Origin of the sequence: Actinomycetospora endophytica (assembly GCF_021026375.1) — a bacterium.
Taxonomy (GTDB): Bacteria; Actinomycetota; Actinomycetes; order Mycobacteriales; family Pseudonocardiaceae; genus Actinomycetospora; species Actinomycetospora endophytica.
Map to the genome: position 1 here is coordinate 1,577,208 of NZ_JAJNDB010000001.1, position 21,227 is coordinate 1,598,434.

Genomic DNA, 21,227 nt, shown 5'->3' on the forward strand with positions numbered 1-21,227 from the left:
GGCGGCGCGGGCCCGGTGACCTCCTGCTCCGCTCCGTCACGATCAGTGGTGCTCTCCCGGCCGCGGCCACCTACTCTCGACGGTCGCGGAGAGGGGGCGTGAGTGGCGGCGGTCGGGTGGGACGGGCGCGACGTGTCCGGGCTGTCCCACGAGCAGATCCACCGCTGGACCCGTGACGGCGCGAGCCCCGAGGCCCTGGCTGCCGCTCGGGATCGCCACGTCGCCCGGGCCGACGAGCTCCGCACCACCGCCGACCGCCTCCGCAGCGCGCAGCGCGGAGTGGCCGAGGGCTGGATCGGGCGCGACGCCGACGCGGCGGGACAGCGCACCGGGGCCCTCGCCTCGCGGATGGAACAGCTCGCGGAGACGGTGTCCGGTCAAGCCCGCGGCGTGGACGGGATGCGGGCGGCGCTGCTGCGGGTGCAGGCCGCGGTCGGGCCGCCCCGGCCCCCGGCGCTGCCCGGTCTCGGAGCGCCGCCGGTGCTGGGCGAGCTGCGCGCGCTGGTCACCGGTGCCCCGGCCGACGGATTCGGCGGGTTCCGCGCCGCGGCCGCGGACCAGGCGGCGGCCCGCGAGGCCTACCGGACCTACCTGACCGAGACGGCGGCCGCCGCCCGCGGGGTCACGACGGCGGGTGCGGGCCCGCCGCCGCCGACCGCCGCGCCGGCCGCTCCGGGCACCGCGCCGGTCCCGTCGGCCGCGCCGGGCCGGTCGATCGCGCCGGGCCCGTCGGCCGGGACGGGGCCGACCGCCTCGGCCTCCTCGCCGGCGGGCGGCGAACCAGCAGCGGCCCGCGGCGTCGTCCCAGCCCCCGGCGTCCGGGGCGCCCCGACCGGGGTGCTGCAGCGGGCCGCGGCGGCGACGCCGGGTCCGACGCCGCCCGGTGACCTACCGGTCGGCCCGCGCGCGGTGGCTCCGGTTCCCGGGAGCACCGCGGTCGGCAGTGCGGGGACGGTCGTCGAGCACGGCCCCGCGGTCGTGTCCTCCACGCCGACGCCCTCGTCCGCGCCGGGAGCGTCGGTGTCGGGACCGTCCGCGCCGGCGGCCTCGGGCGCACCGCCGGCCGCCGCCGGACCCGTCGACCCCGGCCGGGCCCCGGTGGCCCCGGGCTCGCTCGACGGCGGCACAGCGCGCCCGGTCCCGTTCCCCGCCGCGGGGGTGGGCCGGTGGGACCGGCAGCAGCGGCGTCGCGGCGAGCGTGCCGGCGAACCGTCCGGTGCCGGAGCGGACGGTGCGCGGGGGACATCGCCCGCCGGAGGCCCGGGTCCCCCGGCCGACCCACCCGGCCACGCCCCGAGCACCGCCCCGCCGGGCGACAACGCACCCGGCACCACCCCGATGAGTGCCGACGCCACCGGAGCACCCGACGGCCACGGTGGTCACGCCGACCCCGCCGGCCACCCCGCCGTCGGCCCCCTCGACGCGGCCCCTCTCGGTCTGGCGCCCACCGGCGGGTCCGGCGAGCACCGGCTGCCGCCACGGCGGACCGAGTACCTCGTCGATCCCGACCCGGCCGGCTGGGGCGCCGACGCCGGCCGTCGGGTCGCCCCGCCCGTGCTGGGCGAGGACGAGCACGACGACGAGGCCGCACCGTGAGCACACCCTTCCCCGTCCTCACGCTGCGGCGCCTCGAGCTCACGTGGGTGCTCGAGCAGTGCGGCGCCAGCGCCTGGCCCTACCCGCTCGCGGCGGCCGTCTGGCCCGCGGACAGGGAGGACGAGACCGTGCTGGCCCGGGCCCGCGCCGAGGACGCCCTGCGGGCCCGCGGCCTGCTGGAACCCGGCCCGGCGGCGGTGCTGCTCGCGGTCGGGGCCGCCGTCCGGGACCGGACCAGGCAGGTCGACCTGGTGCGGCGCAGCGCGACGACGCCGTGCGCCGCGGTGGCGCTCGGCAGCGCCACCGACGCCGCCCTGCTCTGGTCCGCCGATCACGCGGACGCGGACGTCGCGGTCCGACGGCTCGATCCCGAGGGCCTCGTCGCCGGGCTGCTCGCGCTCGTCCCGCCGCTGGCGCCGGCCGTCGGGCCCGCGCTGGAGGTCCCGGCGATCCCGGGCGTGCCGGCCGGTCCGGGCACGGTGCGCGGTGAGCGGGAACGGCGCGCCGTCGAGGACGTGCTCACGGCGGCGGAGGCGTGGACGCAGATCGGAGCGGTTCCTGCTCCGAACGGGCTAACTTCTGTCCGGGAACGTGTCGATGCCACGATCAAATGGCTGGACGGGCCCCGCGGACGGTACCGACTGCGGCACGATCCGGGGCACACGCACGACGCGGGCCCCGGGCGGACTTCGCGAGGGAGGGCACGGCTCGTGGGGGAGGATGCGACCTCGCCCGCGGTGCGCGCCGAGCTCGAGGCCGCGCTCGGCCCACTGGACCGCGGAAGGAGCACCGTATGAGCGGACCGGGACCCTCGGGGCCCGGGCCCGGTACGCCTTCCGGCGAGGACGGGTCCGCGGCGCTGCACCCGGCCGACGCGCGGCGGTTCGCGGGCCGGGTGGACGACCTCGAGCGCACGGTGGCCGAGGCCCGGGAGGCGTTGCGCCGCCTCGCGGAGGACCCGTTGGCCACCGGGACCGGGCAGGACAACGCGGACATGGCCGCCTGGTACCGCGAGCTGCTGGTCACCGACACGGTGCCCGCCGCGGACGACCTGTCGCGCCAGCTGGACGCGGTTCGCCGCGCCGTCGTCGAGGGCACCGCGGCGTGGGAGGAGTCGGAGCGTTCGATCTCCGATTCGCTCGGCCCCGGCACCGACGCCCCCTGAAACGTCCGTCGATCGGGTGGCGATGTACGTCAGGTCCGGTACGGCGGCGCCGTGACCGGCACCGGTGGGATCGCCCGACCGGCTGGGTCCCTATCGTGGACGCGGGACCGACCCTTGGGCAGGATGGCGAAGCAGTGACTACCAACGACAACGACGGCCTGGTCGTCCTCGCGGTCGACGACGAGGAACCTGCGCTCATGGAGCTCGCCTACCTCCTGGAGCAGGACCAGCGCGTCTCAACGGTGCTGAAGGCGAACGACTCCATTTCCGCCCTGCGCATCCTCACCGGAGGCGACCAGGTCAACATCGGCGGCTTCGGCACCCCGCCGTCGGGCATCTCCGCGCCCGCCAAGCAGTCCGACGTGGACGTCCTGTTCCTGGACATCCGCATGCCCGGGCTCGACGGCCTGGAGCTCGCGCAGGTGCTCTCGCGCTACGTGATCCCGCCGTCGGTGGTCTTCGTGACCGCGCACGACGACCGCGCGGTCGAGGCGTTCGACGTCGGCGCGGTCGACTACCTGCTCAAGCCGCTGCGCCCGGAGCGGCTCTACGCCTCGCTGACGCGCATCCTCGCCTCGCGCGGCACCACGGTCCCCGTGGAGCCCGCCATCGAGGAGGAGGGCGACGACGAGGTGATCCCCGTCGAGCTCGCCGGGACCACCAAGCTCGTGCAGCGGTCGACGGTGCGCTGGGTCGAGGCGCAGGGCGACTACGCGCGCCTGCACACCACCGAGGGCAGCCACCTCGTGCGCATCCCGCTCTCGGTCCTGGAGGAGCGCTGGTCGGACGCCGGCTTCGTGCGGATCCACCGCTCGTACCTCGTCGCGCTTCCCCTGATCACCGAGCTGCGTCTTGCCGGGTCGGGCTACGTCGTCCGGCTGGGCAACGGCGGCGGGACGGGCGAGGTCGCGGAGCTGCCGGTGAGCCGCCGGCACACCCGTGAGCTGAAGGACCGTCTCGTCCGGTCGACGAAACAGGCCTGGGGCCGACGGTGACGACGACCGACGGGCGGACCCGGTCCGGGGGCGGTTCCCCCGGCTCGGGAGACCCGTCGGCCCACGACGGCGCGGGCGAGGCTGCCGGCGCCCCGGCGGCACGCTCCGCCGAGCCCGACGGCGGACCGGCGGTGGCGCGGGTGCGCGCGCGCCGGGAGCGTCCCTCGCCCGGGCCCACGGGCGCGACCGGGCCCGCCGGACGGCACGCCCGCAGCGACGAGTCCGTCGGTACCGGGCACACGCCGCCGCCGGGGTACCGGCCTCGGCACGCCGCGCCGGACGCCGAGACCGAGCAGATCGCGGCCTCGCCCGAGCAGGGCCCGCCGGCCGCGTCCGCTCCGCCTGCCGCCTCCGCTCCGGACGCGGTCACCGACGAGCCCGCCCCGGTCCCCCGGGTCCCCGGCCCGCCGACGCCAGCGGCACCGGATCCGAGCGCGATCGACCCCACACCGGTCCGCGGCCTCCCGCTCGCCTCGACGTTCCCGGCCTCCGCGGTCACCGCGTCCGAGGACGTGCCGATGCCCGAGGGGAAGAAGCCGATCTTCGGCTGGTCCCCGGGCGAGGAGGACGAGCTCGACGCGGACGGGCGGCCCTTCGAGCGCGTGCGCATCGTGCTGTCCGAGCGGCGCTCGCCGACGCGCGCGGTCGGCACCGTCGCCGAGATCGAGGCGCAGACCGCGACCGGTGAGCTGCTGCTGTCCAATCTCATGCGCTCCCAGCTGACGCTCGCGCTGCGTCTCGCCGCCGTGGCGGTGCTCGTCCTGGGTGTGCTGCCCATCGTCTTCCTGACGATGCCCTCGGTGGCCGACGCGGCCCCCGTCCTCGGCATCGGTCTCCCCTGGCTGCTGCTCGGGGTCCTCTCCTTCCCGTTCCTGCTCGTGCTGGGGTGGCTCTACACCCGCCACGCCGAGCGGAACGAGCTCGACTTCGCCGACGACGTCGAGGACTGAGCGGTGTCCACCGCCGCTGCTGTGGTCGCGCTCGTCCTGGCGGGCCTGACGGCCGTCGCGGTGATCGTCATCGGTTCGCTGGGCGTCCGCGTCACTCGTTCCACGGATGACTTCCTCGCCGCCTCGCGGACCGTGCGCAGCCGCGCGAACGCGGCGGCGATCGCCGGCCAGTCGCTGTCGGTGGCCTCGTTCCTGGGGATCGCCGGGATCGTCCTGAGCCAGGGCGTCGACGGTCTCTGGTACCCGGTCGGCTTCGTCGCCGGGTTCCTCGTGCTGCTGCTCTTCGTCGCCGCCCCGCTGCGGCGCTCGGGCGCCTACACGGTCCCCGACTTCGCCGAGACCCGGCTCGACTCCGCCGCGCTGCGCACGATGACCACGGTGGTGGTCTGCGTCATCGGCTGGCTGTACCTGGTGCCCCAGCTGCAGGCCTCCGGCCTCCTGCTCATGGTGCTCACCGGCGCCCCGGGCTGGGTGGGCGTGCTGACCGTCGGCGTCGTCGTCACCGCCGCGGTGACCTTCGGCGGCATGCGCTCGATGACCTTCGTGCAGGCCTTCGGGTTCTGGGTCAAGGCGGTCGCGCTGACCGTCCCGGCCGTCGTCCTCGTCGCCTGGTTCCTCGGGACCGGGCTCGCCACCGGGCCCGCTGCCCCGGCCACTTTCGACCGGCCGACCAGCATCGCCGTCCACGACCCGGTCACCCTCCAGGTCGCCGACCCGGTCACGGTCCGGATCAGCGGCGACGGCCCCACCCGCACGGTCACCTGGGAGCCCGGCCCGCGCCCCGTCGCGGGCGGGAGCTCGCTGGCGTTCCCGGCCGGGGCCCGCGTCCCGGTGGTGGAGGGCGCGGTGGCCGACCAGGGGGCCTGGGACCGCCCGTTCGGCAGCGGGGAGCGCGACCCGTTGTGGGTCTACTCGCTGCTGCTCGCGACCTGTCTCGGCGTCGCGGGCCTGCCGCACGTGCTCGTCCGGTACTACACCAACCCCGACGGCCGGGCCGCGCGCCGCACGACCGTGCTGGTCCTCGCGCTCCTCGGCGGGTTCAGCATCGTGCCGATCGTGCTGGGAGCGCTGTCGCGGTTGTCCGCACCCCAGCTCCTGGTGGGCGGCGAGGGCGACGCGGCGGTCCTGACGCTGCCCTCGATCGCCCTGGGCGGCTGGCCGGGCGTGGTGCTCGGCGGCCTGGTCGCCGCCGGGATCGCGACAACGCTGCTCGCGGTCTCGGCCGGGCTGTTGCTGTCGGTGGCGGGGGTGCTCTCGAGCGACGTCCTGCCCGGGCGACTCGGGGACTTCCGGATCGCCGCGCACGTCGCCGGGGCGGTCCCGATCGTGCTCGCCCTGGTCATGGTCCGGCTGGACTTCGCCCAGACCATCTCGCTCGCGCTCGCCGTCGCGGCGTCCACGTTCGCCCCGCTGCTGCTGCTCGGGATCTGGTGGCGCGGCCTGACCGACCGCGGCGCGCTGGCCGGGATCGTCGTCGGCGGGGTGATCTCGCTCGGCGCGGCGCTCGCCACCCTCTTCGGCGCCCAGCTGCCCGGGACGCTCGGGATCCTGCTCGATCAGCCGGCCGCGGTGTCGGTCCCGCTCGCCGTCCTGACGATGGTCCTGGTGAGCCGCGCGACCGCCTCGCGGATCCCCTCCGGCGTGGGCCGGACGCTGCTGCGGCTGCACGCGCCGGAGCGGCTGGGCCTGGGCGAGATGCGGGTCGGCCGGGGCTGACGCCGCCGCCTCCGGGCTTTCACCTATGGTTCACGCCGGACATACCGTGCGTGACGTAGCGAGCCACACGAAAAGAGCATCTCGTACGGAGTGACGACAACTAGGGTTCCGGCGTTGACAACCCGGCACCCGGCGACCCCGACTCCGAAGGGTGAGAGCGCATGAGCGCAACCGACGAGAGCTCTCGCGGTGCGGCCCCGCCCGGCAGCGGGCCCACCCCGTACGAGGAGATGCAGCGCAGTCCGGAGTTCAAGGCCCTCCGCAGCCGCTGGCGCCGCTACATCTTCACGATGAGCGGCCTGTTCCTCGCGTGGTTCCTGGTCTACGTCCTGCTCGCCGACTTCGCCCCGGACGTCGTCAACACGAAGCTGGGCGACACGAACATGACCGTGGGCCTCCTGCTGGGCCTGCTGCAGTTCGTGTCGACGTTCGCCATTGCCGTGGCGTACGCGCGCTACGCCGAGAAGAACCTCGACCCGACCGCCGCGGAGCTCCGCGCCCGCGTGGAGGAGAAGCTGTGACGGCTCCCCAGACCCTCGCCGCCCTGCCGGCGCAGGCCGCCGCCCCGAAGGAGCTGGGCAGCCCGGCGCTGAACATCGGGATCTTCCTGGTGTTCGTCGTCATCACCCTCTTCATCGTCTACCGGGTGAGCCGGGCCTCGACGACGGCGTCGGACTACTACGCCGCGGGGAGCTCGTTCACCGGGCCGCAGAACGGCATCGCGATCTCCGGGGACTACCTCTCGGCCGCGTCGTTCCTCGGCATCGCCGGCGCGATCGCCGTCAACGGCTACGACGGGTTCCTGTACTCGATCGGCTTCCTCGTCGCGTGGCTGACGGCGCTGCTGCTCGTCGCCGAGCTGCTGCGCAACGTCGGGCGCTTCACGATGGGCGACGTCCTGAGCTTCCGGATGCGCCAGCGGCCGGTCCGCGCGGCCGCCGCGGTCTCCACGCTGGTCGTCTCGTTCTTCTACCTGCTCGCGCAGATGGCGGGCGCCGGCGGGCTCATCTCGCTGCTGCTGGGCATCCCGAACAGCCCGGGGATCTTCGACGGCCAGGCGCTCGTCATCGCCCTGGTCGGCTTCGTGATGATCATCTACGTGCTGTACGGCGGGATGCGCGGCACCACCTGGGTGCAGATCATCAAGGCGACCCTGCTCGTGATCGGCGCGGCCGTCATGACGGTGTGGGTGCTGGGCCTGTTCGGGTTCAACCTGTCGGCGGTCTTCGGCGCCGCGGACTCGAACGCGACCGCGAACCTGCTCAACGCGGGCAACCAGTACGGCAAGACGGTCACCAGCAAGATCGACTTCCTGTCGCTCGCCGTCGCGCTCGTCCTGGGCACCGCGGGCCTGCCGCACGTGCTCATGCGCTTCTACACCGTGCCGACCGCCCAGGAGGCGCGCCGTTCGGTGAACTGGGCGATCTGGATCATCGGCATCTTCTACCTGTTCACGCTGGTGATCGGGTACGGCGCCGCGGCGCTGGTGCCGAAGGGGATGCTCTCGTCGTCGAACGTCAACGACGCCGCCCCGCTGCTGGCCTTCGAGCTCGGCGGCACGATCCTGCTCGGCATCATCTCCGCCGTCGCGTTCGCGACGATCCTCGCCGTCGTCGCCGGTCTGACGATCACGTCGGCGGCGTCCTTCGCGCACGACGTGTACGCGTCGGTGCTCAAGGACGGGAAGCCCGAGCCCGGCTCCGAGGTGCGGGTCGCGCGGCGGACGGCGCTCGTCGTCGGGTTCGTCGCCGTGCTCGGCGGCATCCTCGCCAACGGCCAGAACGTCGCCTTCCTGGTCGCGCTCGCGTTCGCGGTGGCCGCCTCGGCGAACCTCCCGACGCTGCTCTACTCGCTGTTCTGGAAGAGGTTCAACACCACCGGGGCGCTGTTCAGCATCTACGGCGGGCTGGCGATCAGCATCATCCTGATCATCTTCTCGCCCGCGGTGTCCGGGAAGGTGACCGCCGGCAAGAGCGCGTCGATGCTGCCCATGGGCGTCGACTTCCACTGGTTCCCGCTGGACAACCCCGGGATCGTGTCGATCCCGCTGTCGTTCATCCTCGGGATCGTCGGCACGTACGTCGGCGCCAACCGCGTCTCCCCGGAGGAGCGGGAGGAGTTCGAGCGCCGGGCCGCCGAGATGGAGGTCCGCTCCATGACCGGGGCGGGCGCGTCGACGACGGTGGCGTCGCACTAGGTGCCTCGGCTCGTGAGCGCTGATCGATGCCCGGGCGTCAATCGGTGCTCACGGGCACCTACCGCACCGTGTGGTTGCATGGGGACCATGCGTGAGAGCTGGGGACGCCCGTGACGTCGGAGGCGCCCGCCGTGGCCGTGACCGAGGTGCCCCAGGGCGCGACGCTGCTCGACGTCCGGGAGGACGACGAGTGGGTCGCGGGGCACGCCCCGGAGGCGGTCCACGTGCCGATGTCGCAGTTCCTGTCGCGGCTCGACGACGTGCCGGAAGGGCCGCTGGCCGTGGTCTGTCGCGTCGGCGGCCGGTCGGCGCAGGTGGCCGCGTACCTGGTCGGGCAGGGCCGCGAGGCGGTGAACGTCAGCGGCGGGATGCTCGCGTGGGAAGCCGCCGGCCGCCCCGTGGTGGCCGACGGGCCGGGACCCGCGCAGGTGGTGTGACCCGGTGACCTGCCCGCGCTGCGGCCGGGAGCAGCCGCCCGGCGAGTCCGGCCGTTTCTGCGTGCACTGCGGCCGCGTGCTGAGCGGGGTGCGGTGGGTGGCGACCACCCCCGACGCCATGCGCCCCCGCGAGCCGGTGCTGACGCGGCTCCCGTACGCCGGGCCGCCGAGCTACCGCCAGATCCCCCGCTGGAGCCTCTGGCCCTGGGCGGAGCGCCCGGAGCCGGGGAGCCCGGACGGGCCGCTGCCGCCGCGCGCGGCCACCGAACCGCAGGAGGCCCTCCGGGCCCATGCCGCGTTCCTGCGGCAGCTCGCGATCACCACCGGTGTCCTCGCCGGGGTCGCCGCCGCGGGCGAGGTGTTCCGCTACGTGCTGCTGCTCCTGTCCCGGGACCGCGCGCTCTCCGGGGTCGTCCTGGGCTGGTCGGACGTGCTCGTGACGCTGTTCGGCCTGCTCGCCCCGGTGGCCGCGCTCGCGACCGGGGTGATCTTCCTGCGCTGGCTGCTCGCGGCGCGGACCGTCGCCTCCGAGATCTCCGGTACCCGCCCGTGGCGGTCCACCCGGATCCTGCTGCTGGGTTGCGTCCTGCCGCCGTTCACGCTCACCGTGCCGGGCGCCACGCTCGCCGAGATCGAGCACGCGGCCGGGCGGGATCCGGCGCGGCGCCCGGTGCCGTCCCGGCCGGTGCTCACGTGGTGGGCGACCTGGGCGGTCGGGGTCGTGCTCGGCATCCTCACCGTGGTGCAGGGGTTCTGGACGAGTACGCAGGCCCTCGCCGACGGCGTCGAGCTGCACGCGCTGGTCGACGTGGCCGCCGTCGTGACCGCCTGGGCGACCATCCGCGTCGTCGCGCACCTCACCGAGCTGCTCGCTCCGGTGCTGCGCCCGACGGGCCGCAGCTGGGTGGTCCGCCCGGCGGCCGCCTGAGACGCCCCCGCCGGCGGGACGAACGACCCGTTCGTGGCGTCTATCGGGACGAACGAGTCGTTCGTCCCGGGTGGGGCGCGGCCTCAGGCGCCGGCGAGCGTCGCGACCCCGCCCGCGGACGGCGGCGCCGTCGGGTCGGTCCCGGCGCCCCCGGGCATCTCCCGGGCCACGAAGTCCTCGACGTGGAACAGGTTGTCGCCCGCCCGACGCACGATCCGCAGCAGCGTCGTCATCGAGGCGACCTCCTCGACCTGCTCCTTGAGGTACCACTGCATGAACTGCTCGCCGAGGTAGTCGCCCTGGTCGCGGGCGGCGCGGGCGAGCAGCGTGATCTGGTCGGTGACCCGCTTCTCCTGATCGAGCACCAGCTCCACGACGTCCTCGACCGACTTGAAGTCGTTGCGGACCTCGTCGAGGCCCGGGATGCGGACCTGGACGTCGTTGTCGAGCAGGTACTGGACCATGCCCATCGCGTGGTTGCGCTCCTCGAGCGCCTGCGCGTAGAAGTGCGCCGCGAGCTGGGGCAGGTCCTCGTCGTCGCAGTACACGGCCACGGCGGTGTACTGCTGGGACGCCGTGAACTCGTGCCGGATCTGCTCGGTGAGGAGTTCGTGGAACGTCGACGAGGGGTCGTTCATGGTCACCGAGTGTAGGTGCCCCGGGTCCTCGCGTCCGCTGTCGGCCGGGATGTCACACCCTGGCTCCCCGTGCGGGTGGTCACCGCCGGCGGCGCGGCGGGGCCGGTCGGCCCGGTGGGCGCCTGCACCGGCATCGGGCCGGACCAGCCGAACTGCTCGGTGTGCACCCGCCCGACCGGCACCGCGAGCTGCTCGAGCGCGGCGAGCGTCCCGGCGAGCAGGGAAGGCGGTCCGCACACGAAGTAGTCGAGCTCGTCGCGCCAGGGGCGCCCGGGGAGCACCTCGGTGAGGAGCGAGAGGTCGACGCGGCGCCCGGCGGTCCGGATGATCTCCAGGTCCAGGCGGCGGCTCAGCACGTCGAGCTCGTCGGCGAACAGCGGCTCGGTGCCGCGCTCGGCCAGCACGAGCCGGTGGCAACGGGTGTCGCCGCGCTCGGCCAGCGTGCGCAGCATGCTCATCATGGGCGTGATCCCGACCCCGCCCGCGACCAGCACCAGCCCCGCGCAGCCGCGGTCCTCCTCGGCGGTGAACGACCCGTGCGGGCCGTCGAGCCACACCTTCTGGCCCTGCCGCAGCGCGGCCACCCGGTGCGAGAAGTCGCCCTGGTCGCGGACGGTGAGCTCGAGGCGGCCGGTGACGTTCGCGCTCGAGGCGATCGTGAACGGGTGCTCCTCGGTGCCGACGACCGCGCGTCGCAGCCGCAGCCACACGAACTGGCCGGGGTCGAAGCGCATGCCGCCGCGGCGCAGGTGCACCGGCGCGAGCACGAGGGTCGACACGCTGGGGCCCTCCCGGCGCACGCCGTACACGACGTAGGCGCCCTGCCGGGAGAACAGCGGCCGCCACACCCAGCGGTGGGAGAGCACGGCGAGCAGCACCCCGGCCAGCACCACCAGGCACACCCGCATGACGGGGTCGGCGACGAGGTGGTTCAGCCAGAGCACATGTAGCCCCGCGAGCACCAGCCCGAGGCCGGCGAGCCCGACGTGCAGGCGGGCCCAGATCTCGTAGCGGGCCCCCGGCCGTCGTCCGCCCGCGGCGACCCCACCCACGAGCAGCAGGGATACCAGCGAGCCCCAGCCGACCTTCGCGGTGTCGCGCGCGGTCAGCGGGTTGATCAGCTCGGGGTGGTTCCAGAGCGCCACGACGGCGTGCATCACGACCGCGGCCAGCGCGAGGATGCCGAGCCACCGGTGCAGGCCCATGACCCGGTCGACCCCGAAGGCGCGGGTCAGCGTGCGGATGCGCGACGGCACGAGCACGACCACGACCAGTGCCCCGAGCCCGAGCACCCCGAGGCCCACCGACAGCATCGAGCCGACGCGGGTGGAGTTGCCCCGCCAGGCCGACATCACGAAGGGCACCACGGCCAGCAGGACCAGGGCCCCGGCCCACGCCGTCGTCGTCATCCGTCTGCGCACGATCGGGGACGCTAGGGGCGTGACCTGTCCGTGATCGGCGAGTCTGAGAACGGCCACCCGTCGATCGCGCCGAGAGCCCGCCGCCGGGCGACGACGGGCGGCGCGATGCTCCGATCGGACGCGGTGATGATGCGTGTGCGGGATCGGGCTCTCAGATTCGGCGACCCGCCCGCCCCGCCCGGGCCGCTCGGCCCGCCGGACCGGCCACCCGGCAGGATGGCGCGCCGTGACTTTCGACCGGGCGCGCGAGGCCGCCGAGGTACCCGCGGCGTTCGACCAGGACGCGTCGTCCTACGACCGGCTCGTCGGGGCCAATCCGGGGTACTTCGACCACCTGAAGCGCTCGGCGGCCCGCCTCGGCCTGCCCGGGCGCGGTGCGGGCCTGCGGCTGCTCGACGTCGGGTGCGGTACGGGCCTGTCGACGCGGGCGCTGCTCGACACCTACCCGGAGGCGGAGATCGTCGCCGCGGACGCGTCGGCGGAGATGCTGGCGCAGGCGCGGGCGAAGGCGTGGCCCGCGACGGTGCGGTTCGTGCAGTCCCGGGCCGAGGACCTGGCCACGGCGGGCGTCGAGGGGCCGTTCGACGGCATCCTCGCCGCGTACCTGCTCCGCAACCTGCCCGACGTCTCGGCGGGTGTGGCGGACCTGCGGGACCTGCTCGCACCGGGCGCACCGCTGGCCGTGCACGAGTACTCGGTGGCGGACTCGGCGTACGCGCGGGCGGTGTGGACGGCCGTGTGCTGGGCGATCGTCATCCCGCTCGGGAAGCGGGTGACCGGTGACGCGTCGCTGTACCGCTACCTCTGGCGCAGCGTGCTGGCGTTCGACGGGCTGACCCGGCTGACCGGGCGACTGTCCGGCGCCGGACTGGAGCACGTGCACGTCGAGCCCATGGACGGGTGGCAGCGCGGGATCGTGCACACGGTGGTGGGCCTCCGGCCCATGTGAATGGATGTGGTCGCCATGACGACCGAAATCGTTCACATGCGACGCAGTCGCTGCTGGTAGAGCCGTTCGGCGTACTCGATGTCGTCGACCCAGAGCCGCTTCGCCGCCCACTCGATGAGCGGGCGGACCAGCGGCTGGGCGCGCCGGGCATGGACGAACCCCGACCGGTCGGAGTGCGCGACGACGGCCTCGGTCACCTGGGTGCGCGCCCGGCCGTCGGGGTGCGGGGCGAGCGGGGTCGCGTGGGTCTCGACGACGCTGCCCGCCCCCTCGCCGCGGGTGATGTGCATGACGACGGTGCGCGGGTCCGGGCACGTGAACCGGGCCTCGACGGGGACGCCGTAGTTCCTCGAGACCCGGAACGCGACGTGCAGGTCGAAGTGGTCGGAGTCCTCGTCCGCGGTCCGTCCCGGGGCGGAGTCGACGCGCAGGTCCGCGAACGAGTGCGGGTGGAACCACGCGCCGTGCCAGGGGTCGAGTCGGTTCGCGACGACGTCGTCGGGCTCGCACGTCCCGACCATCGTCGCCACCGCGACCAGGCTCTCCGTGTGCTCCGGCCGCACCGGCAGGATCGGGGCGTCGGTGGGCTCCTCGCCGCCGACGGCGTCGAGCCGGACCCACGCCAGCACCCCGTCGTCGTGCGCGGGCAGCGTCCGCCAGCCGGCCCGCCCGGACGGCCCGAGCGAGAGCCCGTGCCAGCGGCAGATGAGCTCGCACCCCGATTGCGTCGCGGTCGACAGATCCGCGCCCAGGTGCGGGCAGGCGCCAGGACCGGCGTGCAACTCGCCGGAGGGGGCGCGCCATGCCACGAGCTCGACCCCGGCCACCGTTGTCCCGAACGGGGTGCCGGCGCGGATCTCGCGCGACGCCCCGACGACGAACCAGTTGCCCGACGGCCGCGCCTTCGCCCGCTCGAGCGCGGCGTGGATGATCCCGGGCCGCGCGTCGCGCCAGGTCGGCTCCATGGCCTCCCAGCGCTCGCCGGAGAGCCGGCGCAGCGGGTTCACGGGACGGCGGGCGGGGCGCTTGTCCAGCACGGTGCCCGACGCTAGGCGTGGCGCGGGTGACGCTGCAGTTCCCCGGGCGCGCTCTGTGGCCGGACGCACGTCTGGCTGCGACGAACGTGGCTGGTGGGCACCCGTCCGGGTGGGGCCCGACCGAGATTCAGCGATGCGGCGTCGCAGACACCCGACGTCCGCGATGCGGCGCCGCTGACACCGGACGTCAGCAGAACCGCATCCTCGATCCGGTCACGACGGCAGGTCGCGCTCCCACGGACAGCTCAGGCACCGCGGCCCGCCGCGCCCGGAGCCCAGCTCGAACCCCTCGATCGTCACGACCTCGATCCCGGCGTCGCGCAGCCGCCCGTTCGTCGCGGTGTTCCGCTCGTAGGCCACGACGACGCCGGGTGCCAGCGCCAGGGTGTTGTTGCCGTCGTCCCACTGCTCGCGCTCCGCGGCGACGCCGGCGGGCCCGGTGTCGACCGCGCGCAGCTCGGCGATCCCCATGGCCCGCGCGGCGGCGGGACGGAACGGCTCCGGCCCGGTGATCGCGAGCCCGTCGCCGTCAGGGGTGATCGTCCAGGCCTGCAGCGCGTCGAGGACCTCGGGGAACACGACCATCGCGTCGACGTCGACCATGGTCGCGACGGTGTCGAGGTGCATCGTCGCGCGGCGCTGGGTGATCGGGACGGCGAGCACGGTGCGGGCGAGCCCGTCGGCGAACATCGCGCGGGCGAACGACTCGGCCCCGGCCGGGCTGGTGCGCTCCCCGACCCCGACCGCGAGCACCCCCGGCGCCAGGAGCAGCACGTCGCCGCCCTCGACGGGGGAGGGGTCGCGCGGGTCGGTGTGTCCGACGCCGCCGAGCTCCGGGTGGCCCCGGTGGGCGAGCGCGACGAGGGCCGCCTCCCGCCGTCGGGCCGGCATGCCCATCGCGGCGGCCACAACGCGGTCGCCGACCCGCACCGACGAGTCGCGCGTGAACATCAGGTTGGGCAGCGGGTCGACGGCGAACTCGTCGGGGCCGTGCATGCGCCGGACCAGCGAGTTCTGCCCGTCGACGAGCTCGCGGAAGGTGAGCCCGCCGATGAGCGCCCGGGCGAGGTGTCCCGCGTCGAGCGTGGCGAGCTCGCCGCGGACCGCGGCGCCGAGCTCGCGGCCGACGGAGCGCTCGTCGACGGCGTCGGCGATCCCGTGGGCGCGGACGTCGTCGTCGGCCAGGGCGGTCCGGAGCAGGTCGGCGAGGAGCAGCACCCGGACCCCGTGCTGCTCGAGGGTGGCGGCGAAGCGGTCGTGCTCGAGCTGCGCGCGCTCGACCCACGGGATGCCGTCGAAGAGCAGCCGGTCGGCATTGCGCGGGGTCAGCCGCTCGAGCTCCGGGCCGGGCCGGTGCAGCACGACCGTCCGCAGCGGGCCGACCTCGGTGTCCACGCGGGGCGGGGTCATGGGCGCCGACCCTAGATGGCAGGAAGGGTTCATCCTGACGTCTCGTGTCAGGGTCAAAGCCAGCACGCCGATAGGGGACCATCGCTGACGACAGCGGGTCGAGATCTCAGTGCGGCAGGAACGACACCTTCCCGGCCAGCAGCGCCGACCCGACGAACGCCACGACGTCGATCAGCGCGTGCGCCCCGACGAGCGGCCACAGCCGGCCGGTGCGCTGCCAGTAGCGCCCGAACACCAGCCCCATGATCACGTTGCCCAGCCCGCCGCCGAAGCCCTGGTAGAGGTGGTACGAGCCGCGCAGCAGGGCCGAGACGACCAGTGACCGGTTCTCCGAGAGCCCGAGCCGCCGCAGCACGGTGAGCAGCCACCCGACGACGAGGACCTCCTCGGCCCACGAGTTCGCCAGCGCCGAGAGCACGAGGACCGGCACCCGCCACCAGTGGTCGTCGAGCACCGACGGCACCACGGTGAGGTTGATCCCGAGCGCCCGCGTGACCAGGTAGAAGCCCAGCCCGGGGATCCCGATCAGCGCGGCCAGCCCCAGCGAGGCCAGCACGTCGCGGCCCGGGCGGGTGCCGTCGAGCCCGACCGCGCGGGGACCGGACCCGGCGCGCAGCAGCAGGTAGAGCCCCAGGCCGCCCCAGGCGACCAGCTGCAGCGACGACGCCAGCTGCGCCGCCAGGTCCACCCAGGCGTCGGTGGCGAGCGGCCGGTCGATCGAGACCTGCCGGGAGGCCAGCGGCGCCGGACCCGCGAGCGAGTCGAGCAGGGAGACCAGCGAGCGCAGGCCGGACAGGCCCAGGGTCACGGTGGCGACGACGAGGATCTCGGTCACCAGCAGCCGGCGGTCCCGCCCGTCGGCCATCGCCACGTCGGCCGGGCGCGGCGGCGAGAGCCACGCCCGCACGCGGCCCTGGGGCGGGGAGGCGGTCATCGGGCGATCAGCCTAGGACGACGGCGGCCACACCGCGGGCGTCGGTAACCTCGCCGGTGTGCGACAGGTCCTGCGAGTGCTCGCCACCGCCCGGTGGGTGGGCTGGACGCTGCTCGCGATCGTCGCGGTGATCGTCTGCGGCGGGATGGCCTACTGGCAGCTCGGCCGGGCGGAGTCGCCCACGGGCACGCTGCTCAATGCCGGGTACGCGCTGCAGTGGCCGCTGTTCGGGGTGTTCTTCGCGGCGCTCTGGTGGCGGATGCTCCACGCCGAGTCGCAGCAGCTCGCCGTCATCCGCGGCGAGATCGAGGATCCCGACGCCGTCCCGGAGGCCGCGGAGCCCGACGGTGCCCGCCCGGCCAGGGCCGCCGTCGTCGACCCCATGACCACCGACGCCGGACCGTTCACCCCCCGCCCCGCGGGCGTGCGGCCCGGTGACGGCCAGGGTGCCCCCGTCCGCGGGCGCGCCCGGACCGACTACAACGCCATGCTCGCCGCCCTGGCCCGCTCGGACGCCGACGCCGCCGACGAGACCCGCTGACCTCCCCAGGAGCCCCCGCGTGACCGCATCGACGCCCACGACGACGCTCACCCCGAAGATCGTCTCCGCGATGAAGCGCTACCGGGTGATGGCCTGGGTCGTCGGCGTCGGGCTGCTCGTGCTCGTGCTGGTCGCGATGCCGCTCAAGTACTTCGCCGCCGACCCGCTGCTCGTCGCGATCGTCGGGCCCATCCACGGCTTCCTCTACATGGGCTACCTGGCGCTGACGGCCGACCTCGGCGTGAAGAGCCGGTGGCCGGTCGTGCGCCTGCTGCTGGTCGCCCTGGCGGGCACGATCCCGTTCGTCTCGTTCATCGCCGAGCGGAAGGTCACCGCTCCGTTGCGGGATGCGGCGCCGGTGACGCCGGGCTGAGCTCGGCGAGGCGGCGGACCTCCGTCCCGAGCATCCGGGGGCAGGCGACCGGGGTCGAGAAGCCGATCCGGACGTCGTGGTCGCCGCGGTCGGTCTCCACCCGCAGCCGCAGCCCGAGCCGGTCGACGGCCAGCGGCACCACGGTGTGGTCGGGGCCGCGCAGCGCGGGCGGCAGGTGCTGGGCGAGCCCGGCGACCAGCGAGCCGTGCGCGAGCGCGAGGTGGGAGAGCCACGAGTCCCCGCAGCCCACGAACGGGTCGGCCGACGCGGCGGCGACCTCGGCGGGCGTGAACGTGCCCGTGCCCTCGGCGTCGGACAGCACCACCGATCCCGGATCCATCCGCAGCAGCACGTCCGAGTGCCCGACGTCGAGCAGCCGCTCGTCGGGGGAGTCGGCGGCGATCCGCAGCGCCGCCCGCCGCGCGACGCGGGTCGGGAGCACCCGCACGCGCCCGGCCACCCACACCAGGCCACGGACCGGCTGCCGGACCGGCAGCGGCGCGGTGTCGGTGAGCTCGAGCATCACCGGCAGGTACTCCCGGGCACGGGTGAGGGTCACGAGCGGGTGGTCCGCGGCCAGCTGCAGCGTCGCGGCCCCGGAGGCGGGCACGTGGTGCAGGACCGGGGTGACCCGGCCGCCGTCGTCGGGATCGGACCCCTCCAGGGGCCCGGCGATCAGTGCCGCGCCGCTCGCGCGGACCGCGGTGGCCCGGGCGCGCTCGGCCGGGCTCGGGACGGGCGGCTGGTGCGGGCAGCTCCTGGCCATCGGGCTCCTCCGGATCCTGTCGGTTAGGTGAGCCTAACCGAACTCATGCCGGGGAGAGCAAGACCTGATCTCGTGGTCGCCCCGCTCGGTGCTTTCGTCCCCGCCGCCGCCGTTCGCCCCGGTGCGGAACCGGGTACGACGCGACCGCTACCGTTCCCTCGTGTCCACCGTCCCCCAGGCCGGTGGGGCACCGGTCGACGGTGTGCCCCCGCTCCTCGCGCGCCTCCTCGACGACGCCGCACTCGTCTCGCCGGGTCCCCGGCTCGAGATGTCCGACGTGCTCGAGTCCCACCTCGACGCGCGCGCCGGCGATCACGGTGGCCTGCTCGGGTCGCTGGTGGTGCCGGTGTCCCGGTTGCAGGAGTTCGTCGCCGAGCTGGTGAAGCGCCGACCGGCCGCCCCGGTGCCGATCACGCTCTCGGTCGACACCGGCCTCGGCGGGGTGCCGAAGGCGCTGTCGCTGACCACCTCGCGCGCCGCGCTGCTCACCACCGCCATGGTCGAGATGCCCGCCCCGCACGACGTGGACTCGGTCTGGCTCGAGCGCGTCACCGAGTTCGTCCCCGACGACGTCGTCGCCGTCGTCGAGCCCCGCCGTCCCGACGCCGACGGGTCCGACGACTGGATCGACGGCGTCCGCCGGGTCGTCGGGCACGGGTGCCGGCCCAAGCTGCGCTGCGGCGGCGACCGTGCCGGCGCGTTCCCCGGGGTCACCGACGTGTCGCGGTTCCTCGCGGTCCTCGCCGCCTCCGGCCGCTCCTTCACCGCGAGCATCGGACTGCAGGGCGCGGCCCGCCACGTCGACCCGGAGACCGGGTTCGACCACCACGGCTGGCTCAACCTCATGGTGGCGGTCACCCGGGCGCTGCGCTCCGTCCCGGAGCCGCCCGCCGGCGGACCCGACGACGGCGGCCGCGGCTCCGGCTCCGAGGACGACGACGAGGGCCCGCGGGAGATCCCCGTCGTCGACCCGTCCCCGGAGCTCGTGGAGGCCGTCCGCGGCGCCCTGGACGCCACGGACGCGGCCGCGCTGGCGGCGGAGGTCTCCGCGGTCGACGAGCCGACGGCCACCCGCGTGCGGGCGCACCTGTCGTCGTTCGGCTCCACCGCGCCCGCCGACCAGGGCGCCGAGATGGCCCGCCTGGGCCTGGTCTGACGTGACCGCGCCCGACATCGCGTTCCTCGGGCCGCACGGCACCTTCTGCGAGCAGGCCCTGCGCTCGCTCGTCGAGGCGCCGGGCTCGGCGCTCGCCGGATCGCGCCTGCGTCCGGCCGCCAGCACCACCGCCGCGCTCGACCTGCTGCGCGCGGGCGAGGTCGGGCTCGCGTGCGTGCCGATCGAGAGCTCGGTCGAGGGCGCGGTGCCGGCCACGATGGACGGGCTCGTGGAGGCGCCGTCGGTGGTGGTCGTGCGGGAGATCCTGCTGCCGGTGCGCTTCGCCGTGCTGGTGCGGCCCGGGACGACGCACGACGACGTCCGCACCGTGGCCTCGCACCCGCACGGCGAGGCGCAGACCCGTCGGTGGCTCGCCGCGCACCTGCCCGCCGCCGAGGTCCGCATGACGCCCTCCACGGCCGCGGCCGCGGCCGCCGTGGCCGACGGGCAGGTGGACGCCGCGGTGTGCGCACCGGTGGCCGCCGGGCACTACGGCCTGGAGATCCTCGCCGACGGGGTGCACGACACCGGCGACGCGGTGACCCGCTTCGTCGTCGCGGCCCCGGCCGGCTCCCGGCTCCCCGCGCCGACCGGCAGCGACCGCACCTCGATCGCCGCGACCACGGTCAACGAGCCCGGCGCGCTGCTGGCGATCCTCACCGAGTTCGCGATCCGCGGGGTCGACCTCACGCGCATCGAGTCCCGCCCCTCGAAGGAGCGGCTCGGGACCTACTGGTTCTTCCTCGACGGGGCGGGCCACGTCGCCGAGCCGGCGATGGGGGAGGCGCTCGCCGCCCTGCACCGCCGCTGCACCGAGCTCCGGTTCCTGGGCTCGTACCCCCGCGCGACGGTGCCCGCCGGCTCGACCGCGCCCTCGCCGCCCGTCGCTCCTCCGGTTCCCGGGCAGGGGACCGGCGACTACGACGCGGCCGCGGGGTGGCTCACCGCACTGCGTGACGTCCCGGACGACGCCCTCGGCATCTGAGCGGGCGTGGTAGTGATGGGAGTCGTGCTGCGCCTCGTGCTCGCCCGTCACGGCCAGACCCCGGCGAACGTCGCGAAGACCCTCGACACGCTGCTCCCGGGACCAGGACTGACCGACCTCGGCCGCCTGCAGGCCGAGGCGCTCGGCAAGGAGCTCGCCGCCGACCCGTCGGGGCCGGTCACGGCCCTCGTCAGCTCCCCGGCCCGGCGCGCCCGCGAGACCGCGGGACTCGTCGCGCCTGCCCTCGGGCTCACCCCGGGGGTCGTGGACGGCACCCACGAGGTGCAGGTCGGCGAGCTCGAGGGGCACAACGACGAGGCGTCCATCGAGCGCTTCCGCGCCACGTACGACGCCTGGCGCGAGGGCGACGTCACCGCGCGGATGCCGGGGGGCGAGTCCGGCCAGGACGTGCTGGACCGCTACCTCCCCGCGCTCGAGGGGCTGCGCGCCGAGCACCGCGACGGCACCGTCGTGCTGGTCAGCCACGGGGCGGTGCTGCGGCTCGTCGCGCACGCGCTGGTGGGGGAGATCCCGGACCTCGGCTCCGACGACCACGTCGACAACTGCGGGCGCGTGGTGCTCCGGGCGGTCCCGGACGCCGGGTGGTCGCTCGAGGCGTGGCGCCGCGAGGCCCCGGGCGGGCTGGCCTCGAACCGCGACGCGACCGGCGGATAGGTGCGCTAGCCCCAGCCCAGCCGGTGCAGCGTGTCGTCGTCGATCCCGAAGTGGTGCGCGATCTCGTGCACCACGGTGATCGCGACCTCGTCCCGCAGCTCGTCCTCGTCGTCGCCGCACATCTCGACCAGGGCGTCGCGGTAGAGCGTGATCCGGTCGGGCAGGACGCCGCCGTAGTCGCTGGTCCGCTCGGTGAGCGCGACGCCGTCGTAGAGCCCCAGCAGGTCCGGCTCCTCGGGATGGCGCCCCTCGACCAGCACGACGACGTTGTCCATCGCCCGCAGCAGCTCGTCCGGGAGCTCGTCGAGGGCCTCCCCGACGAGCTCCTCGAACCGCTCCGGGTCCACCGCCGGGCGGG

23 protein-coding genes are annotated in these 21,227 nt (G+C 75.1%); 16 read left to right on the plus strand and 7 right to left on the minus strand.

What is annotated here, in order from left to right:
- Positions 1 to 102: 102 nt before the first annotated feature.
- From LQ327_RS07675 to LQ327_RS07725, 10 genes are all read left to right on the plus strand, one after another.
- Positions 103 to 1,596 carry a hypothetical protein gene (locus LQ327_RS07675; protein WP_230731144.1) on the plus strand — a complete coding sequence of 498 codons (1,494 nt, stop codon included), beginning with the start codon at positions 103 to 105 and terminating at the stop codon, positions 1,594 to 1,596.
- The gene (locus tag LQ327_RS07680; protein WP_230731146.1) at positions 1,593 to 2,393 is read left to right on the plus strand and encodes an ESX secretion-associated protein EspG; all 801 of its coding nucleotides are present in this window, start codon (positions 1,593 to 1,595) and stop codon (positions 2,391 to 2,393) included. Before LQ327_RS07675 ends, LQ327_RS07680 begins: the two co-directional genes overlap by 4 nt.
- The gene (locus LQ327_RS07690) at positions 2,390 to 2,761 is read left to right on the plus strand and encodes a hypothetical protein (protein WP_269069193.1); all 372 of its coding nucleotides are present in this window, start codon (positions 2,390 to 2,392) and stop codon (positions 2,759 to 2,761) included. Before LQ327_RS07680 ends, LQ327_RS07690 begins: the two co-directional genes overlap by 4 nt.
- A gap of 134 nt (positions 2,762 to 2,895) precedes the next feature.
- Entirely contained in the window at positions 2,896 to 3,756 is an 861-nt protein-coding gene (locus LQ327_RS07695; RefSeq protein WP_230731150.1) for a LytR/AlgR family response regulator transcription factor, read from the plus strand.
- Positions 3,753 to 4,706, plus strand: a complete 954-nt coding sequence (locus tag LQ327_RS07700) for a DUF485 domain-containing protein (RefSeq protein WP_230731152.1) — start codon at positions 3,753 to 3,755, stop codon at positions 4,704 to 4,706. The genes LQ327_RS07695 and LQ327_RS07700 overlap by 4 nt, the downstream gene beginning before the upstream one ends.
- A 3-nt stretch (positions 4,707 to 4,709) precedes the next feature.
- Positions 4,710 to 6,422 carry a sodium/solute symporter gene (locus tag LQ327_RS07705; RefSeq protein WP_230731153.1) on the plus strand — a complete coding sequence of 571 codons (1,713 nt, stop codon included), beginning with the start codon at positions 4,710 to 4,712 and terminating at the stop codon, positions 6,420 to 6,422.
- Between the two features lie 161 nt (positions 6,423 to 6,583).
- The gene (locus LQ327_RS07710) at positions 6,584 to 6,943 is read left to right on the plus strand and encodes a DUF485 domain-containing protein (protein ID WP_230731155.1); all 360 of its coding nucleotides are present in this window, start codon (positions 6,584 to 6,586) and stop codon (positions 6,941 to 6,943) included.
- Positions 6,940 to 8,619 carry a monocarboxylic acid transporter gene (locus LQ327_RS07715; RefSeq protein WP_372460621.1) on the plus strand — a complete coding sequence of 560 codons (1,680 nt, stop codon included), beginning with the start codon at positions 6,940 to 6,942 and terminating at the stop codon, positions 8,617 to 8,619. Before LQ327_RS07710 ends, LQ327_RS07715 begins: the two co-directional genes overlap by 4 nt.
- 131 nt (positions 8,620 to 8,750) lie before the next feature.
- Positions 8,751 to 9,056, plus strand: coding sequence for a rhodanese-like domain-containing protein (locus tag LQ327_RS07720; RefSeq protein WP_230731157.1), 306 nt, complete (start codon positions 8,751 to 8,753; stop codon positions 9,054 to 9,056).
- Positions 9,057 to 9,060: 4 nt separating this feature from the next.
- Positions 9,061 to 9,984, plus strand: a complete 924-nt coding sequence (locus LQ327_RS07725) for a DUF4328 domain-containing protein (RefSeq protein ID WP_230731159.1) — start codon at positions 9,061 to 9,063, stop codon at positions 9,982 to 9,984.
- A gap of 83 nt (positions 9,985 to 10,067) precedes the next feature.
- On the opposite strand, the gene LQ327_RS07730 is transcribed toward LQ327_RS07725, so the two are convergent.
- Both LQ327_RS07730 and LQ327_RS07735 read right to left on the minus strand, forming a co-directional pair.
- Positions 10,068 to 10,622 carry a ferritin gene (locus tag LQ327_RS07730; protein ID WP_230731161.1) on the minus strand — a complete coding sequence of 185 codons (555 nt, stop codon included), beginning with the start codon at positions 10,620 to 10,622 and terminating at the stop codon, positions 10,068 to 10,070.
- Between the two features lie 2 nt (positions 10,623 to 10,624).
- Complete coding sequence (locus LQ327_RS07735; protein WP_230731171.1) at positions 10,625 to 12,043, minus strand: ferredoxin reductase family protein; 1,419 nt, start codon at positions 12,041 to 12,043, stop codon at positions 10,625 to 10,627.
- Between the two features lie 226 nt (positions 12,044 to 12,269).
- Here LQ327_RS07735 and LQ327_RS07740 point away from each other — a divergent pair, with 226 nt between their 5' ends.
- On the plus strand, positions 12,270 to 12,992 hold the full coding sequence (locus LQ327_RS07740; protein ID WP_230731173.1) for a class I SAM-dependent methyltransferase: 723 nt from the start codon (positions 12,270 to 12,272) through the stop codon (positions 12,990 to 12,992).
- 32 nt (positions 12,993 to 13,024) lie between these two features.
- Here LQ327_RS07740 and LQ327_RS07745 read toward each other — a convergent pair whose 3' ends face one another.
- From LQ327_RS07745 to LQ327_RS07755, 3 genes are all read right to left on the minus strand, one after another.
- Positions 13,025 to 14,026 (minus strand): Rieske (2Fe-2S) protein, encoded by a 1,002-nt coding sequence (locus LQ327_RS07745; protein WP_230733169.1) that lies wholly within the window; start codon positions 14,024 to 14,026, stop codon positions 13,025 to 13,027.
- A gap of 216 nt (positions 14,027 to 14,242) precedes the next feature.
- Positions 14,243 to 15,439 (minus strand): arginine deiminase, encoded by a 1,197-nt coding sequence (locus LQ327_RS07750; protein ID WP_230731175.1) that lies wholly within the window; start codon positions 15,437 to 15,439, stop codon positions 14,243 to 14,245.
- Positions 15,440 to 15,545: 106 nt separating this feature from the next.
- Positions 15,546 to 16,373 (minus strand): CPBP family intramembrane glutamic endopeptidase, encoded by an 828-nt coding sequence (locus tag LQ327_RS07755; RefSeq protein WP_230731178.1) that lies wholly within the window; start codon positions 16,371 to 16,373, stop codon positions 15,546 to 15,548.
- A 58-nt stretch (positions 16,374 to 16,431) separates the two neighbouring features.
- On the opposite strand from LQ327_RS07755, the gene LQ327_RS07760 reads away from it, so the two are divergent.
- Together LQ327_RS07760 and LQ327_RS07765 are read left to right on the plus strand one after the other, a co-directional pair.
- The gene (locus tag LQ327_RS07760; RefSeq protein WP_230731180.1) at positions 16,432 to 16,914 is read left to right on the plus strand and encodes a hypothetical protein; all 483 of its coding nucleotides are present in this window, start codon (positions 16,432 to 16,434) and stop codon (positions 16,912 to 16,914) included.
- 19 nt (positions 16,915 to 16,933) lie between these two features.
- A complete protein-coding gene (locus LQ327_RS07765) occupies positions 16,934 to 17,287 on the plus strand; it encodes a DUF3817 domain-containing protein (protein ID WP_372460622.1) in 354 nt (117 codons plus the stop codon).
- Here LQ327_RS07765 and LQ327_RS07770 read toward each other — a convergent pair.
- Complete coding sequence (locus LQ327_RS07770) at positions 17,244 to 18,053, minus strand: DUF2470 domain-containing protein (RefSeq protein ID WP_230731182.1); 810 nt, start codon at positions 18,051 to 18,053, stop codon at positions 17,244 to 17,246. The genes LQ327_RS07765 and LQ327_RS07770 overlap by 44 nt on opposite strands.
- Before the next feature lie 160 nt (positions 18,054 to 18,213).
- Here LQ327_RS07770 and LQ327_RS07775 point away from each other — a divergent pair, with 160 nt between their 5' ends.
- Genes LQ327_RS07775 through LQ327_RS07785 form a run of 3 tightly spaced genes read left to right on the plus strand, consistent with a single transcriptional unit; the run spans position 18,214 to position 20,869 of the window.
- Positions 18,214 to 19,209, plus strand: a complete 996-nt coding sequence (locus tag LQ327_RS07775) for a hypothetical protein (RefSeq protein WP_230731183.1) — start codon at positions 18,214 to 18,216, stop codon at positions 19,207 to 19,209.
- A gap of 1 nt (position 19,210) precedes the next feature.
- Positions 19,211 to 20,194, plus strand: a complete 984-nt coding sequence (gene pheA / locus LQ327_RS07780; RefSeq protein ID WP_230731184.1) for a prephenate dehydratase — start codon at positions 19,211 to 19,213, stop codon at positions 20,192 to 20,194.
- Positions 20,195 to 20,209: 15 nt separating this feature from the next.
- Entirely contained in the window at positions 20,210 to 20,869 is a 660-nt protein-coding gene (locus LQ327_RS07785; protein WP_230731185.1) for a histidine phosphatase family protein, read from the plus strand.
- 5 nt (positions 20,870 to 20,874) lie between these two features.
- Here the strand turns inward: LQ327_RS07785 and LQ327_RS07790 are convergent, their stop codons facing one another.
- Positions 20,875 to 21,216, minus strand: a complete 342-nt coding sequence (locus LQ327_RS07790; RefSeq protein ID WP_230731186.1) for a metallopeptidase family protein — start codon at positions 21,214 to 21,216, stop codon at positions 20,875 to 20,877.
- Positions 21,217 to 21,227 lie beyond the last annotated feature (11 nt).